The sequence below is a fragment of the Streptomyces sp. NPDC052016 genome, from assembly GCF_044548445.1.
GTDB lineage: Bacteria > Actinomycetota > Actinomycetes > Streptomycetales > Streptomycetaceae > Streptomyces.
On the sequence record NZ_JBIUBX010000010.1, the window covers coordinates 235,338 to 250,093 of the forward strand.

Annotated in this window: 17 protein-coding genes and 1 tRNA gene; 9 read left to right on the forward strand and 9 right to left on the reverse strand. The window is 73.7% G+C overall.

Annotated elements, in window-relative coordinates:
• Positions 1–139: 139 nt before the first annotated feature.
• The 7 genes from tdh (at position 140) to ACIHAR_RS15225 (ending at position 5,432) form a co-directional block, all read left to right on the forward strand.
• The gene (tdh, locus tag ACIHAR_RS15195) at positions 140–1,168 is read left to right on the forward strand and encodes an L-threonine 3-dehydrogenase (RefSeq protein ID WP_400019649.1); all 1,029 of its coding nucleotides are present in this window, start codon (positions 140–142) and stop codon (positions 1,166–1,168) included.
• A gap of 37 nt (positions 1,169–1,205) precedes the next feature.
• Complete coding sequence (locus tag ACIHAR_RS15200) at positions 1,206–2,399, forward strand: glycine C-acetyltransferase (protein ID WP_365458503.1); 1,194 nt, start codon at positions 1,206–1,208, stop codon at positions 2,397–2,399.
• A 46-nt stretch (positions 2,400–2,445) separates the two neighbouring features.
• Positions 2,446–3,357 carry a LysR family transcriptional regulator gene (locus ACIHAR_RS15205; RefSeq protein WP_365458506.1) on the forward strand — a complete coding sequence of 304 codons (912 nt, stop codon included), beginning with the start codon at positions 2,446–2,448 and terminating at the stop codon, positions 3,355–3,357.
• Between the two features lie 367 nt (positions 3,358–3,724).
• A complete protein-coding gene (locus ACIHAR_RS15210) occupies positions 3,725–4,345 on the forward strand; it encodes a helix-turn-helix domain-containing protein (RefSeq protein ID WP_400019652.1) in 621 nt (206 codons plus the stop codon).
• Positions 4,342–4,863 carry a GNAT family N-acetyltransferase gene (locus ACIHAR_RS15215; protein WP_365458512.1) on the forward strand — a complete coding sequence of 174 codons (522 nt, stop codon included), beginning with the start codon at positions 4,342–4,344 and terminating at the stop codon, positions 4,861–4,863. Before ACIHAR_RS15210 ends, ACIHAR_RS15215 begins: the two co-directional genes overlap by 4 nt.
• A gap of 30 nt (positions 4,864–4,893) precedes the next feature.
• The gene (locus ACIHAR_RS15220) at positions 4,894–5,253 is read left to right on the forward strand and encodes an MmcQ/YjbR family DNA-binding protein (protein WP_365458515.1); all 360 of its coding nucleotides are present in this window, start codon (positions 4,894–4,896) and stop codon (positions 5,251–5,253) included.
• A gap of 102 nt (positions 5,254–5,355) precedes the next feature.
• A tRNA-Pro gene (locus ACIHAR_RS15225) sits at positions 5,356–5,432 on the forward strand.
• Between the two features lie 361 nt (positions 5,433–5,793).
• Here the strand turns inward: ACIHAR_RS15225 and ACIHAR_RS15230 are convergent.
• The gene (locus ACIHAR_RS15230; protein ID WP_400019655.1) at positions 5,794–6,414 is read right to left on the reverse strand and encodes a TetR family transcriptional regulator; all 621 of its coding nucleotides are present in this window, start codon (positions 6,412–6,414) and stop codon (positions 5,794–5,796) included.
• An 80-nt stretch (positions 6,415–6,494) separates the two neighbouring features.
• On the opposite strand from ACIHAR_RS15230, the gene ACIHAR_RS15235 reads away from it, so the two are divergent.
• Complete coding sequence (locus tag ACIHAR_RS15235) at positions 6,495–7,430, forward strand: oxidoreductase (RefSeq protein WP_400019656.1); 936 nt, start codon at positions 6,495–6,497, stop codon at positions 7,428–7,430.
• 227 nt (positions 7,431–7,657) lie between these two features.
• On the opposite strand, the gene ACIHAR_RS15240 is transcribed toward ACIHAR_RS15235, so the two are convergent.
• The 5 genes from ACIHAR_RS15240 to ACIHAR_RS15260 all read right to left on the reverse strand — a co-directional run bounded on the left by ACIHAR_RS15240 (position 7,658) and on the right by ACIHAR_RS15260 (position 12,138).
• The gene (locus ACIHAR_RS15240) at positions 7,658–8,050 is read right to left on the reverse strand and encodes an NAD(P)H-dependent oxidoreductase subunit E (protein WP_400019688.1); all 393 of its coding nucleotides are present in this window, start codon (positions 8,048–8,050) and stop codon (positions 7,658–7,660) included.
• Positions 8,051–8,097: 47 nt separating this feature from the next.
• Positions 8,098–8,628 (reverse strand): NUDIX hydrolase family protein, encoded by a 531-nt coding sequence (locus ACIHAR_RS15245; protein WP_365458600.1) that lies wholly within the window; start codon positions 8,626–8,628, stop codon positions 8,098–8,100.
• A 24-nt stretch (positions 8,629–8,652) separates the two neighbouring features.
• Positions 8,653–9,789, reverse strand: a complete 1,137-nt coding sequence (locus tag ACIHAR_RS15250; protein ID WP_365458523.1) for an amidohydrolase family protein — start codon at positions 9,787–9,789, stop codon at positions 8,653–8,655.
• A gap of 1 nt (position 9,790) precedes the next feature.
• Positions 9,791–11,194, reverse strand: a complete 1,404-nt coding sequence (locus ACIHAR_RS15255) for a glutamine synthetase family protein (RefSeq protein ID WP_365458526.1) — start codon at positions 11,192–11,194, stop codon at positions 9,791–9,793.
• Between the two features lie 131 nt (positions 11,195–11,325).
• Positions 11,326–12,138: an SAM-dependent methyltransferase gene (locus ACIHAR_RS15260; RefSeq protein ID WP_400019658.1), complete on the reverse strand. Its 813-nt coding sequence runs from the start codon at positions 12,136–12,138 to the stop codon at positions 11,326–11,328.
• A 161-nt stretch (positions 12,139–12,299) separates the two neighbouring features.
• On the opposite strand from ACIHAR_RS15260, the gene ACIHAR_RS15265 reads away from it, so the two are divergent.
• Complete coding sequence (locus tag ACIHAR_RS15265) at positions 12,300–13,169, forward strand: Cof-type HAD-IIB family hydrolase (protein ID WP_400019659.1); 870 nt, start codon at positions 12,300–12,302, stop codon at positions 13,167–13,169.
• Positions 13,170–13,428: 259 nt separating this feature from the next.
• On the opposite strand, the gene ACIHAR_RS15270 is transcribed toward ACIHAR_RS15265, so the two are convergent.
• The 3 genes from ACIHAR_RS15270 to ACIHAR_RS15280 all read right to left on the reverse strand — a co-directional run bounded on the left by ACIHAR_RS15270 (position 13,429) and on the right by ACIHAR_RS15280 (position 14,572).
• Positions 13,429–13,773, reverse strand: a complete 345-nt coding sequence (locus tag ACIHAR_RS15270; protein ID WP_365473326.1) for a DUF3140 domain-containing protein — start codon at positions 13,771–13,773, stop codon at positions 13,429–13,431.
• 62 nt (positions 13,774–13,835) lie between these two features.
• Positions 13,836–14,318 (reverse strand): DNA starvation/stationary phase protection protein, encoded by a 483-nt coding sequence (locus tag ACIHAR_RS15275; RefSeq protein ID WP_365473329.1) that lies wholly within the window; start codon positions 14,316–14,318, stop codon positions 13,836–13,838.
• Positions 14,315–14,572: a WhiB family transcriptional regulator gene (locus ACIHAR_RS15280; RefSeq protein WP_400019661.1), complete on the reverse strand. Its 258-nt coding sequence runs from the start codon at positions 14,570–14,572 to the stop codon at positions 14,315–14,317. The genes ACIHAR_RS15275 and ACIHAR_RS15280 overlap by 4 nt, the downstream gene beginning before the upstream one ends.
• Positions 14,573–14,756: the final 184 nt, after the last annotated feature.

A 14,756-nucleotide genomic window follows, 5' to 3' on the forward strand; every position in this document is an offset into this window, starting at 1 on the left:
CTGTGGCGCCGCTTAAGAAATCCTCGATGGACCCGGGCGGGCGGGGTGCGGCAGATTGCTCCCGAATCCACCCCTCTTCCCGGATGGCGGGCCCCTTCGGCGTGCCCGCGCCCGGGCCCTCATCACAGGAGCCGTAGCGTTGAAGGCGCTGGTCAAGGAGAAGGCGGAGCCCGGGCTGTGGCTCGCGGACGTCCCGGAGCCCGCCGTCGGACCCGGCGACGTACTGATCAAGGTGCTGCGGACCGGTATCTGCGGCACCGACCTGCACATCCGGGCCTGGGACGGCTGGGCGCAGCAGGCGATCCGCACCCCGCTGGTGCTCGGGCACGAGTTCGTCGGCGAGGTCGTCGACACCGGGCGGGACGTCACGGAGATCGCGGTCGGCGACCGGGTCAGCGGCGAGGGCCACCTGGTGTGCGGCAAGTGCCGCAACTGCCTGGCCGGGCGCCGCCACCTGTGCCGGGCCACCGTAGGCCTCGGCGTCGGCCGCGACGGCGCCTTCGCCGAGTACGTCGTCCTGCCCGCGTCCAACGTGTGGGTGCACCGGGTCCCGGTCGATCTCGACGTGGCGGCGATCTTCGACCCGTTCGGGAACGCCGTGCACACCGCCCTGTCCTTCCCGCTGGTCGGCGAGGACGTCCTGATCACCGGCGCGGGCCCGATCGGCCTGATGGCCGCAGCCGTCGCCCGGCACGCCGGCGCCCGCAACGTCGTCGTCACCGACGTCAGCGAGGAGCGCCTGGAGCTCGCCCGGAAGATCGGCGCGAGCCTCGCCCTCGACGTGTCGCAGGCGTCCATCGCCGACGGGCAGCGGGAGCTGGGACTGCGCGAGGGCTTCGACATCGGGCTGGAGATGTCCGGCCGCCCCGAGGCCCTGCGCGACATGATCGCGAACATGACGCACGGCGGCCGCATCGCCATGCTCGGCCTGCCGGCCGAGGAGTTCCCGGTCGACTGGGCCCGCATCGTCACCTCGATGATCACGATCAAGGGCATCTACGGCCGCGAGATGTTCGAGACCTGGTACGCGATGTCGGTGCTCCTGGAGGGCGGCCTCGACCTCGCCCCCGTGATCACCGGCCGCTACGGCTACCGCGACTTCGAGGCCGCCTTCGCCGACGCGGCGAGCGGCAAGGGCGGCAAGGTCATCCTCGACTGGACCGTGTGAGTCACCGCGCAAGCCATCTCTTCCTAGGAGCTTCCCGATGTTCGAATCCGTGCGCGACGACCTGCGCGCCACCCTCGACGAGATCCGCGCCGCCGGCCTGCACAAGCCCGAGCGCGTGATCGGCACCCCGCAGTCCGCGACCGTGAACGTCACGGCGGGCGGCCGCCCCGGCGAGGTCCTCAACTTCTGCGCCAACAACTACCTCGGCCTCGCCGACCACCCCGAGGTGATCGCCGCGGCCCACGAGGCCCTGGACCGCTGGGGCTACGGCATGGCGTCCGTGCGCTTCATCTGCGGCACCCAGGAGGTCCACAAGGAGCTGGAGGCGCGGCTGTCCGCCTTCCTCGGCCAGGAGGACACGATCCTGTACTCCTCCTGCTTCGACGCCAACGGCGGCGTCTTCGAGACGCTTCTCGGCGCCGAGGACGCCGTCATCTCCGACGCCCTCAACCACGCCTCGATCATCGACGGCATCCGCCTGTCCAAGGCCCGCCGCTTCCGGTATGCCAACCGTGACCTGGAGGACCTGGAGCGGCAGCTCAAGGACGCGGCCGACGCGCGGCGCCGCCTGATCGTCACCGACGGCGTCTTCTCCATGGACGGCTACGTGGCGCCCCTGCGCGAGATCTGCGACCTCGCCGACCGCTACGACGCCATGGTCATGGTCGACGACTCGCACGCCGTCGGCTTCGTCGGCCCCGGCGGACGCGGCACCCCCGAGCTGCACGGCGTCATGGACCGCGTGGACATCATCACCGGCACCCTCGGCAAGGCCCTCGGCGGCGCCTCCGGCGGCTACGTCGCCGCCCGCGCCGAGATCGTCGCGCTGCTGCGCCAGCGCTCCCGCCCGTACCTCTTCTCCAACACCCTCGCCCCGGTGATCGCCGCCGCCTCGCTCAAGGTTCTCGACCTGCTGGAGTCGGCCGACGACCTGCGCATGCGGCTCGCCGAGAACACGGCGCTGTTCCGCCGCCGTATGACGCAGGAGGGCTTCGACGTCCTCCCCGGCGACCACGCCATCGCACCCGTGATGATCGGGGACGCGGCGAAGGCCGGCCGGATGGCCGAGCTGCTGCTGGAGCGCGGGGTGTACGTGATCGGCTTCTCCTACCCGGTCGTGCCGCAGGGCCAGGCCCGCATCCGTGTCCAGCTGTCCGCCGCGCACTCGACGGACGACGTGAACCGGGCCGTCGACGCCTTCGTGGCGGCCCGCGGGGAGCTGGAGGCCTGAGCAACCGCGGATCCAGCACCGCGGACGAACTGAGAGAATCGGTCCCATGATCGAGGCGCGGCGGCTCCACATCCTCCGTGCGGTGGCCGACCACCGCACGGTGACGGCGGCTGCCGCCGCGCTCTACCTCACCCCGTCCGCCGTCTCCCAGCAGCTCACCGCCCTGGAGCAGGAGACCGGTCACCGCCTCGTCGAGCGCGGCGCCAAGGGCGTACGGCTGACGCCGGCCGGCGAGATCCTGCTCGCCCACACCCACGTGGTCCTCGCGCAGCTGGAGCGTGCGGAGGCGGAGCTCGCCGCCTACGGCTCCGGCGCCGCCGGGACGGTCACGGTGGCCGCCTTCGCGACCGGTATCGCCCTGGTGGTGGCCCCGGCGGTGGGACTGCTCGCCCGCACCGCCCCGGGGATAAGGATTCGCGTCCAGGACGCCGAGGGCGACGCCAGCCTGCCGATGGTGCTGGACCGGCAGGTGGACGTCGCCGTCGCGGTCGAGTACCGCGGGGCGCCGTCCGCCGACGACCCCCGCCTCACCCACGTCCCGCTGTACGCCGAGCCCTTCGACGCGGTCGTCCCCGTCACCCACCGGCTGGCCGACGCGGAGGAGGTACCGCTCGCCGAGCTGGCGAAGGACCCGTGGATCGGGCCGTACCCCGGCAACCCCTGCCACGACGTGGTCGTCCTGGCCTGCGAGCACGCCGGTTTCCAGCCCCGGCTCGAACACTCCTCGGACGACTTCCGCGCGGTCGTCGCGCTGGCCTCGGCCGACACCGGCGTGGCCCTCGTCCCGCGCTCCGCGCTGCGCGGCATGGACCTCACCGGTGTCGTCGTCCGCCCGGTCGACGGCGTGGCCCCGACCCGCCGCGTCTTCGCGGCCGTACGGCGCGGCGCGGAGGGGCACCCGCTGATCCGGCCGGTGCTGGACGCGCTCGCCGAGGCCACCCCGACCGCCACCGGCTGAACCGGCAACCACCCGCGCGGCAGCGCAGCCTGCGCCTCCGTGTTGCCGGTGCCGCGTGTGTGGCCGAGCGGCCCTGCCGCCGGAAGCCCGGATTTCGGGGTGCGGAAGCCCGGGCCGCTGTGTCGCCGCTCTGCTCGTGCCGCCGTGTTGCCGACGCACCAGCGGACCCGCGGTGCCGGCCAGTCATCCGGCCACCCAGCCGGTCCGGTGCCGCGAGCCGGCCTCCCGGTGTTCACTGCATCCAGTCGGTGTCCTGGGGGATCGCGCGCACGGCGGCCCGCCGGATGACGACCGGCCGGCCCCTGCCGGTTTCCCCGCACTGCCATGCGGGAACGCGGCATCCCGAATCTGGGATAGAATCCCGAATATGAAACAGACTGCTGCAGTCGAGCCGGTGGAGCCAGTGGACGCGTCGGAGGCGGCACCCGCCCCGGATCCCGTCGACGTCCGTCTCGCCGCCCGCCTGGCCGAGTTGCGTGCCGAGCGCGGCTGGTCCCTGGGGGAGCTGGCCGAGCGCAGCGGGGTGAGCCGTTCGACCCTCTCCCGTGCGGAGCGGGCGGAGATCAGCCCGACCGCCTCGCTGCTGAACCGCCTGTGCCATGTCTACGGGCGGACCATGTCCCGCCTGCTGAGCGAGGTGGAGGCCGAGCCGGCGCTGCTGTTGCGGGCCGCCGATCAGGACGTGTGGGATGACCGGGCCTCCGGCTTCGTGCGGCGCTCGGTGTCGCCGCCGCACCCCGGTCTGCGGGGCGAACTGGTCGAGGGCCGCCTCGCCGCGGGCGCCGACATCGCCTACGACCGGCCGTCGGTACCGGGTCTGGAACAGCACATCTGGGTGCTGGAAGGCGCCCTCGACGTCACGGCACGGGACGTGGAGCACCACCTCGCCGCCGGCGACTGCCTGCGGCTGCGGGTGTGGGGGCCGACGCGGTTCCGGTGCGCGGGGGACCGGGAGGCGCGGTACGTGCTGGCGGTGGTGCTGCCGTGACGACGATCCGTCTCGACGCCGGCCGGCTGCTCGACCGGGTCGAAGGGCTGGCCGACCTGCTGGTCGACACGGTGGACGGCGGCGCCTCCGTCGGCTTCCTCGCGCCGCTCGACCGTGCCGCGGCCGTCGCCTGGTGGAAGGGGCGCGCGGGAGGCGTCGCCGCCGGGCAGCTCGCGGTGTGGGCCGCCCATGACGGCGACCGCGTCGTCGGCACCGTCAGCCTGGACTTTCCCGACAAGCCCAACAGCCGCCACCGCGCCGAACTCGTCAAGCTGATGGTCCACCGGGACGCCCGAGGGCAGGGCCTCGGGCGCCGTCTCCTGGTCATCGCCGAGGAGGCCGCCGCCACGGCCGGCGTCACCCTCCTCCACCTCGACACCGAGACCGACAGCCCCGCGGAGCACCTCTACCGCACGGCCGGCTGGACCAGGGCCGGGGTGATCCCCGACTACGCGGCGAACCCGGCCGGTCACCTGCGGCCGACCACCCTCTACTACAAGCACCTCGCCGCCGGGTGACTGTCGGTGGCAGGCGCTACGGTGCGAAGCATGCCGGACGCCGAAGACGTACGCCGTATCGCCCTGTCCCTGCCGGACACGACGGAGAAGATCGCCTGGAGCATGCCCACCTTCCGGGTCGCGGGGAAGATGTTCGCCACGCTGCCCGAGGACGAGACCTCGCTCGCCGTGCGCTGCCCCAAGGAGGAGCGCGACGAACTGGTCCTCGCCGAGCCCGGGAAGTTCTGGATCGCCGACCACGAGGCCCAGTTCGCGTGGGTCCGGGTCCGGCTGGCCGCCCTGGAGGACGAGGGCGAGCTGGGGGACATCCTCGCCGACTCCTGGCGCCAGGCGGCCCCGACGCGACTGCTGGAGGCGTATCCGCGGCTGGGGGTGCCGGCCGGCGAGTGACGGCGGGCCGCCCGCGACAAAAGGAGTGCGCGACCACCGACCCGAGTGCGGTATTGTTTCCATGCGCGTTCGGCCGGGGGAAACCCCAGGTCAGACGGGCAACGGGACGTGGCGCAGCTTGGTAGCGCACTTGACTGGGGGTCAAGGGGTCGCAGGTTCAAATCCTGTCGTCCCGACCAGCTTGGCAGCAGGTCGGAGGCCGTTTCCTCGAACACGAGGAGGCGGCCTTTGTCGTGTCCGGGCCCCGGTCGGCGCGGCTCGTTCCTCCGCCCGCGTCCACGGGCGCGCGTGCCGATCGTGGTCCCCGGCGATTGGGTCGCCGCTGTGGTGGACCTCGGGCGCGAGCAGTCGCCCGTCCCGCCGTGACAGCCGCCGAGCGCCGCCCGGCAGTTGGCCTTCGCACCTCCTCGTCCACCGCCCACCGGGCGACCGCCACCGGCGGGACGGCCCGTGCGTGGGCCGGGCTCACCGCGAGCTGTACAGGCTGGTCGGCACGGTGTTCGCGGTGTGGTACGCCCCCTCCGACTGACCGGCTCAGCCTCAGGGTTGGGAAGTGTCCAGGGCGGGCGTCAGCAGGGCGAACGCCCGGTCGGTCAGGGCTGCCGGGTCCTCGGCGCCGTCGCTGTCGCTCCAGTGCTGCAGGACCGTGTCGAAGGCGGTGAGCGTCATCCCCGCGGCGAGCCGCGCGCGCAGGCCGGCGTCAGGGCCGGCCGGCAGGCGGTGGGCCAGCTCGGCCGCCAGGTCGTCGCGCCACTGGGCCTGGCGTTCGAGGAAGCGGGCGCGCAGGGCCGGGGTGCGCAGGATCAACCGGACCACCCGCAGGGCGCGTTCGGCGTGGTCGGAGCGGTCGGCGCACTCGGCGACCGGTACCTGGACGGTGTGCCGGAGGGCGACCGAGGGGGGCTCGTCGGCGGGGCGGGCCGCCAGCTCCGCGCGCATCGCCTCGCCCATTCCGGCCAGGAACTGGACGACGACGTCCTCCTTGGACGCGAAGTACCGGAAGAAGGTGCGCTTGGAAACGCCGGCCGCGAGGGCGATCTCGTCGATGGTGACCGCGTCGAACCCCTTCAGGGCCAGCAACTGCAGGGCCGCCTCGGTCAGTTCGTCCGAGACGAGCTGACGTTTGCGCTGGGCCAGGGTGACGTCCGGTCGGCTGCTCACCCCGCCATCGTACCTTCATGTCGCCGTTGTCACCGAGTGTCGTGTTGACACTTGGTGACAGAAGAGGCAACGTGTGTCGCATGACCAAGCAGCAGCGCTGGACCGCCGCGCGGATCCCGGACCAGACCGGACGGGTGCACGTCGTCACCGGGGCCACCAGCGGACTCGGCCTGGCCACCACCCGGGCCCTCGTCCGGGCGGGCGCCCACGTCGTCCTCGCCGTGCGGGACCCGGAGAAGGGGCGCCGGACGGTCGCGCAGCTCACCGCCGAACAGCCCGGCGCGCGGCTGGAGGCGCGCCGCCTCGACCTCGCCGACCTCGACTCCGTCCAGGCCTTCGCCGACGGGCTGCGCGCCGACCACGCGCGCCTGGACGTCCTCGTGAACAACGCCGGTGTGATGGCGCCGCCGCGGACGCTCAGCGCGCAGGGCCACGAACTCCAGTTCGCCGCCAACCACCTCGGCCACTTCGCGCTCACCGGCCTGCTCCTCGACCGGCTGAACGCCGGCCGCGACCCCCGGGTCGTCACCGTCAGCTCGATCAACCACCGGCAGGGCGTCCTGCGCTTCGACGACCTCGGGGGCGAACGGGGCTACCGGCCCATGGCGTTCTACAACCGGTCCAAGTTCGCCAACGCCGTCTTCGGCCGCGAACTGCACCGGCGGCTCACGGCGGCGGGCAGCCCGGTGCGCAGCCTGCTCGCCCACCCCGGCTACGCGCGTACGAACCTGCAGTTCGACGGGCCGGTCCGGCTGTACCGGGTCCTGTTCGGGCACCTCGGCGGCCCGCTGTTCGCGCAGCCCGCGGACCGGGGCGCGCTGCCGCAGCTGTACGCGGCGACCGCGCCGGAGGCGCGCGGCGGCGAGTTCATCGGCCCGGACGGCCCGGGCGAGCTGCGCGGCTCGCCGACCCGGGTGCGGCTGTCCGACGCGGCGGCCGACGAGGAGACCGGGCGGCGGCTGTGGGAGGTGTCGGAGCGCCTGACCGGGGTGAAGTACGAGGTGCCCGGGCCGTAGGTGCCCCAGGCGCAGGGCGTTTCCCTCGCGTCAGGCCGGCTTCGGGCGACCGCGTGCGCCGGCCGGCCGGAGCGGGGGCACGGTGTGCGCAGGCGCACGGCGGAGGAGGGAGCCGACGCGACGGGGGCACGCCGTGAGCGGCCGGGGCGGGGGAGCCGACGGGCGACGACGGTGTCGCGTGCCAGGGCGCACAGTCCCGGGAAGAGGCCGGAAGGCAGGCGCCGGCCTCACCCGCGGCGGCGGGCCCGGGCCTCGCGCGGCGGGCGGATGAACTGGAGCTCCAGCGTGACCGGCGGCTCGGCGACGCCCGGACCGCCGGCGGCCGCCCAGCCCAGGATCTCCTCCGTGCAGTCGTCGTCCATGGCGAACCCGACCCAGGTGGCCCGGCCGCCGGCCCGGCGCCCCGCGGCGGAGGGCTGGACGACCATGACGTTCGCCTGGTCGCACGGGCCGAGACAGTCCGTCGTACGGACCTGGAAGGCGCCGTCGGACGCGACGGCGGCCGCGCGCAGGCGCTCCAGCTGCCAGGCGTGGTCGTACCCGGGGTGCTTGCGGGCGTCGCCGCAGCAGCAGCCCCGGCACACGACGACGGTGCACGGACGGCGGGCCGCGGCGCCGATCGTCACCGCGCGCGGGCCCGGCACCGCGGGACGCTGCGCCACGCCGGTCAGGAGGCCGAGAGGCCGACGTGGGCCAGCGCCTGCCGCAGCAGGAAGCCGTGCCCGCCCGGCATCTCGCTCTGCACCGCGGGAGAGGCCGCCTCCTGCGGGTCGAACCACACCAGGTCCAGGGCGTCCTGCCGCGGCCGGCAGTCACCGGTCACCGGCACGATGTAGGCGAGGGACACCGCGTGCTGACGGGGGTCGTGGTACGGCGTGATGCCCTGCGTCGGGAAGTACTCCGCCACGGTGAAGGGCTGGAGGGAGGCCGGGACGCGCGGCAGGGCCACCGGGCCCAGGTCCTTCTCCAGGTGCCGCAGCAGGGCGTCACGGACCCGCTCGTGGTGCAGGACCCGGCCGGAGACCAGGGTCCGGCTGACATTGCCGTCCGGTCCGATGCGCAGCAGCAGTCCGATGCTGGTGACTTCGCCGCTGTCGTCGACGCGCACGGGCACCGCCTCGACGTACAGGATGGGCATGCGGGCGCGCGCCATCTCGAGCTCGTCGGCGCTCAGCCACCCGGGCGTGGTCTCGGTCATGTCAGACATTGCTTGATCATACTTTCAGTGTCCGTGGGGCAGCCGGTAGACCCGGCGGGCGTTGTCCGCTCCCGCCCACCGGGCCAGCCGCAGAGCGTCGGGCAGGGCGAGTTCGTCGGCGTCCACCCGGTCCTGGAGGAGGTCCCCCAGGCCCCGGCGGAACGCCAGCGCGCCGAGCGCGTAGAACTCGGCGACACCGTAGGCGTCGGAGCTGTACAGGAGTTTGCGGAACGGTGTGATCTCCAGCGCCTCCTCCAGGACCGCCCGCGCCCGCGCGGGGCCCACATGATGCAACGTGAGGCCCACGTCCAGGTAGACCTGCTCGAACACCGCGGCCAGGTAGGCGGCCTGCCGCTGGTAGGGCCAGCAGTGCAGGAGCAGGACGGGGATCGTGCCGGAGGTGAGGTGCAGCCAGTCCGTCAGGTGGGTGGGATCCACCCGGTGCAGACGGATGTCGTTGTCGCCGAAGCCCGTGTGCAGTTGGAGGGGCAGACCCAGGTCGACGGCGGTCCACAGCAGGTGCCGCACCAGTACCGGCTCGTCCAGCCGGCCGCCGCGCGCGAGCCAGCGCCGGGCCGCCCGCGTGACCTCGGCGTCCGAGGGGCGCGCCGGATCCAGGTCGAAGCCGGTGCGGTACGCCGCCACCGACTTGACCCCCACCACCCCCGGCCGCCGCACCGCGTCCAGCGCGGCCGCCCGGAACGCGTCGGCGTACCCGCCCGCCTCGACGCCCCGCGCGGCCACCGCCTCGGCGACCGCCTCCAGCCGTACGACCTCGTGCGCCACCGCGCCCGCGGCCCGGGCCAGTTCGGCGGGGGTGGTGATGCGGTCGGGTGCGAACCCGGTGTCCACGCACAGCACGCCGGTACGGGAGGCCGTGAGGAAGCGCCGGTTCACCTCCCGCGGACCCAACTCGGCCCGCCGGGCCACGTACACGTCGGCGGGCGCATGGCGCTCCAAGTCCAGCAGGGGCGCGCAGTGACGCCGTACGGCCACGCCCGCCGGGGTGTCGAACGGCGAGATGCCGGGCCAGCGGTCGCCCTCGGTGAGCAGCGCCTCGAAACCCGCCCGGTCCAGGGGAGCGGTGACGACGCCGTGGCAGTGGTGGTCCACCAACTCCAGCTCGGCGAGCGTCTCGTGGACCGGGCCGGGGGCGCCCACGTCAGTACGTCCAGCGGTAGGCCGCCGCCACCCGCTCGTCGTCCAGCCCGTCCACCGTCTCGATCTCCCCCTCGCGTACGGCGCTCACCGCGTCGGCGAGCACCGGTCCCAGCGCGGTGCGCAGCACCCGGTCCCCGCGGAACTCCGCCACGGCCTCGCCCAGCGAGGTCGGCAGCCGGCGCACGCCCCGGGCCGCCGCCTGCCCGGCGTCGAGCCGGACCGGGTCACCGGTGGTCTCCTCGGGCAGGACCGCGCCCGAGGCGAGCCCGTCGAGACCCGCGGCGATCAGGCAGCCGAGGGCGAGATAGGGGTTGGCGGCCAGGTCGACGGGCTTGACCTCCAGGTTCGCGAACTCCGCGCGCCGGCCCGCCGTGCCCCGCACCAGACGCACCGCCGCCTCACGGGTCTCCAGACCCCAGGCGGTGAACACCCCCGCCCACTGGGAGGGCTTGAGCCGCAGATAGCTGGCCGGGCTCGGCGCGGTGACCGCCGTCAGGGCCGGCAGGTGGGCCAGCACCCCGGCGGCGAAGGCCTCCGCGTCGGCCGTCATGCCGTGGCGGCGGTCGCCGCCGCTGTGCAGGTTGACGCCGTCGCGCCAGGCCGACAGGTGGACGTGGCCGCCGTTGCCGACGCCCCGGGCGGTGACGGCCGGGGAGAAGGAGACCCGCAGGCCGTGCCGGCGGGCCACCGCGCGGACGGTCTGGCGCACGAGCACGCTGCGGTCGGCCGCCGCCACCGGGTCGAGGGCGCCCACGGAGATCTCGAACTGGCCCGGCGCGTACTCGGGATGGATCTGGTCGACGTCCACGCCCTGCGCCGCGCAGGCCGCGAGCAGTTCGGCGGTGTACTCGCTCAGTTCGACCTGCCGGGTCGCGCCGTACGCCGGTCCCGACGTGGCCGGGACGAACTCCCCGCCGGGCGCGGAGGCCAGGCCGAGGGCCCACTCGATCTCGATGCCCGCCTTGAAGGTCAGGCCGTGCGCGCGGGCCGCGTCGGCGACGGTCCGGCGCAGAAAGGTGCGGGAGCAGCCGGGGTGCCGGGCGCCGTCCTGGGTGATCCGGTCGACCGGCGCCCACGCCCAGCCGGGCTGCCCGGCCAGCACGACCAGCCGATCGAGGTCGGGGTAGAGGCGCAGGTCGCCGTCGGGTGAGCCGAGGACGTCGGTGGTGACGCTCTGGTCGTGCGCCAGGAAGGTGTCGAACACCGGGGACATGCCGACGCCCCAGGCCGCCGCGGAGGCCAGCCCGGCGACGGGGACCGCCTTCACCCGGCCGATGCCCGCGGTGTCGACGTAGGCGAGGACGATCCCGTGCACGCCCCGGCCCGCCAGCTCACCGCCGAGTGCTCTCGCCCGCTCGACGTCACCCGGGCGTCCGCCGGGCACGGGGTCGGCGAGGTTGGTCATACGGCCTCCATGGTCACGGCGTCCACGGTCAGGGCCTCCATGGTCGCGGCCTCCACGGTCACGGCGTCCACGCTCTGGGCCTCCATGGTCACGGTCCTCCATGGTCAGGGGACTCCACGCCCGGTCGCCGGTCAGGGTTTCACGGCCACCGCGCCGTACTGCGGCACCACGGCGGGGGAGCCGGGCTCGGCCCGCCACCGCGAGCAGGACACCAGTCCCGGCTCCAGCAGGTCCAGGCCCTCGAAGAACGCGACGATGTCCGTGCCGCTGCGAGCCGTGATCGGCGGGGTGGCGTTCTCGTTCCAGAACCTCATGGCGGGGATCTGGCCCTGGCCGCCGACCTCGCTGTCGTGCGTGGGGTGGGTCAGGACCAGGTAGCTGCCGGAGGGGACCTCGGCCATGATCCGGCGCACGATGTGCCGGGCCGCCTCGACGTCCAGCACGAAGTTCAGGATGCCGAGCATCATCACCGCCACCGGGCGGCCGAAGTCCAGGGTGCGGGCGGCGCGCTCGAGGATCGCGTCCGGGTCGCGCACGTCGGCGTCGACGTAGTCGGTGACGCCCGCGCCGCCACCGGTCAGCAGGGTGCGGGCGTGCATCAGGACGATCGGGTCGTTGTCGACGTACACGACCCGCGACTCGGGCGCGACGCGCTGCGCGATCTCGTGGGTGTTGTCCCCCGTCGGCAGCCCGGTGCCGATGTCGAGGAACTGCCGCACGCCCCGCTCCTCGGCCAGGAACCGCACCGCCCGGCCCAGGAACCGGCGGTCGGCGCGCGCGATCTCCCGGATCAGCGGGAACATGCCGGCGACGTGCTCGCCGACCCGCTGGTCGACCTCGTAGTGGTCCTTGCCGCCGATCCAGTAGTTCCACACCCGCGCGTTGTGCGCCACGGCGGTGTTCAGCCGTGCCGGCCCGCCCGACGGCGCCTGGTCCTCGCTCACGTCACCGCCCCTTCCCGCGACCTGCCCGTCGCAGGCCATTGTGCCGCCGGACGATCAACGGCGTCCCGGGAATCCGCGCGGTCGGTGGACCGGGTTCCCGGGGCGTGTGGGGTCCCCCGGTAGGGTGAACAATCCGGTCAGCGCCGTACAGGAAGCAGGACATGCCCTACTCGCACGCCCCCCACCTGCCCGCTCCCGAGCCGTCGGCGGCCACCGCCGACATCCGCCTCGTCGTCACCGACATGGACGGAACGCTGCTCGACGACGACAAGAGGGTGCCCGACCGGCTGTGGGAGGTGCTCGCGCGGCTGCGGGAGCGCGGGGTGCTGTTCAGCCCGGCGAGCGGACGGCAGTACGCGACACTGGCGCGCGAGTTCGCCGAGGTCGCCGACGGGATGGTCTTCATCGCGGAGAACGGCACCTATGTGGTCCGCGACGGCGAGGAGCTGAGCTCCGACCCGCTGTCGCCCGGCGTGGTCGCGGAGGTCGTCACCGCCGCGCGGCGGCTGAGGGCCGACGGCGTCGATCTCGGCGTCGTCGTGTGTGGCAAGCGGTCCGCGTACGTGGAGCGGGCCGACGAGGCCTTCCTGGCCGAGGTGGACAAGTACTACCTCCGCCACCGGGTCGTCGAGGACGCCACCGCCGTCGACGACGACATCATCAAGGTGGCGCTGTTCGACTTCGGCTCGGCGGAGGCCACCACCGCCCCGGCGCTGGCGCCCTTCGTCGACACCCACCAGGTCGTCGTCTCCGGCGAGCACTGGGTGGACGTGATGAACCGCACCGCCAACAAGGGCGCGGCCCTGCGCCGGCTCCAGCGGGAGCTCGGCATCACGCCCGCGCAGACCATGGTGTTCGGCGACTACCTCAACGACCTGGAGATGCTGGACGCCGCCGACTGGTCCTTCGCCATGGCCAACGCCCACCCGGACGTCGTCCGCCGGGCCCGCCACCTGGCCCCCTCCAACAACGACAACGGCGTGCTGCGCACCGTCGTGCGCCTCCTCGACCTCCCGGTGAGCGGCCTCTGACGCCCGCGCCGCGGGCGAGGACGCCCCCGGCCGGGCGCCCCCGGCCGCCCGGCCCGGCTCACGGCGGACGGCCGGTGGCCGACCCGGTGTGGCCTAGAGCGAAGGGCCGACCCGGTGCGGCCTACGGCGGGACCGGGGGCCGACCCGGTGCGGCTCGGATTGGTGCCGAGGGCCGCCCGAGTGTGGCTCAGGGAGGCAGGGCCGGAGGCCGCCCGAGTGTGGCTCAGGGAGGCAGGGCCGGAGGCCGCCCGAGTGTGGCTCAGGGCTTGAGCGGGTCGTGGCCGATCGTCATCAGGCGGTGGCGCCGGCGGGTGTCCTCCGCCGTCTCCTCCGTCTCCGGCTCGCTCTCCAGGTCGGTCTGCGCGGTCACCGTGTCCACGACCCTGCGCATCACCCGGATGTCGTCGTCGGTCAGGTCGGTGCGCCGCTTCTGCAGGATCGCCAGCACATGCTGCCCGGTCGGGCTGCCGGCCTCCTCGGGCAGGGGCTCGGCGTTCTCGTCGGCGTCCCGCACCCGCAGCCAGGTGGCCAGTTCCTGCGAGGTCATGTTCACCACGCGGTGGAAGTCCTCCCACAGCGCGTCCATTTCGAGGGCGTCGGTCATGGCAGGCCCCTTCGCTCGGCGGGTGCACCCCCGTTCGGCGGGGTGCACCCTCGATCGGTGGTTCAGTTGTCGCGCGGCCAGTTCTCCGCCTCGAACATCCACCGCTGCTTCTCCAGCTCGGCGGTGATGCCGATCAGCAGGTCCTGGGTGACCGGATCGGGCTTCTCGGTCGCCTCGATCCGCTCCCGCAGCCGTTCGATGGCCGTGCCCAGCGTGTCGGCGAGCAGCTGCACGACGTCCTCGTCACGCAGCCAGCCGTCCTTGGGGGACGGCAGCGTGAACGCAGAAGCGATCGTCTCGGGGCGGCCGTCCGGCGGCAGACCCAGGGCCGCGGCCCGTTCGGCGACCGTGTCGGCGTAGGACCGGGCCGTCGCGACGACCTCGTCGAGTTGCAGGTGGATCGAACGGAAGCGCGGGCCCACGATGTTCCAGTGCGCCTGCTTCCCGATCAGGGAAAGGCCCAGCAGGTCGACCAGGGTGCTCTGCAACGCGTCGAAGGTGACCTGACGGGCCGGTTCGGGGAGCGGGCTCTTCACCACAGTCATACCGGGGTTCTCCTAGTCGCGTCGTCTCGTGCGGTAAGGAGCAGTTCGGTGCGCTCGACCTCTCCGGTCCCGCCCCACACACCGGAGGTCTGTCCGCTGTCGAGGGCGTAGTCCAGGCAGGCGGCGGTCACCGGACAGCGGGCGCAGACGCGCTTGGCGTCCGCGGTGTCCCGCAGGGCCGGTCCGGACGTGCCCACGGGGAAGAACAGCTCGGGGTCCTCACCCACGCAGGCGGCGCTGCGCAACCACTCCATGGGGGCGCGGGTGCCCAGGGCGAACACCGGCAAACCCGGCAGCCGTGTGGGATGACCAGGCAGGTCTCGGGGACGGGGGTGCCGTCGGGGGGGGGTGCCTCTATGTCTTTCGTCAAGCGAGGCGTGGGGTTCTGGGTTCGTAGAAGGTGCCGTCGCGGAGCATCGCGAACAGCACGCTGATGCG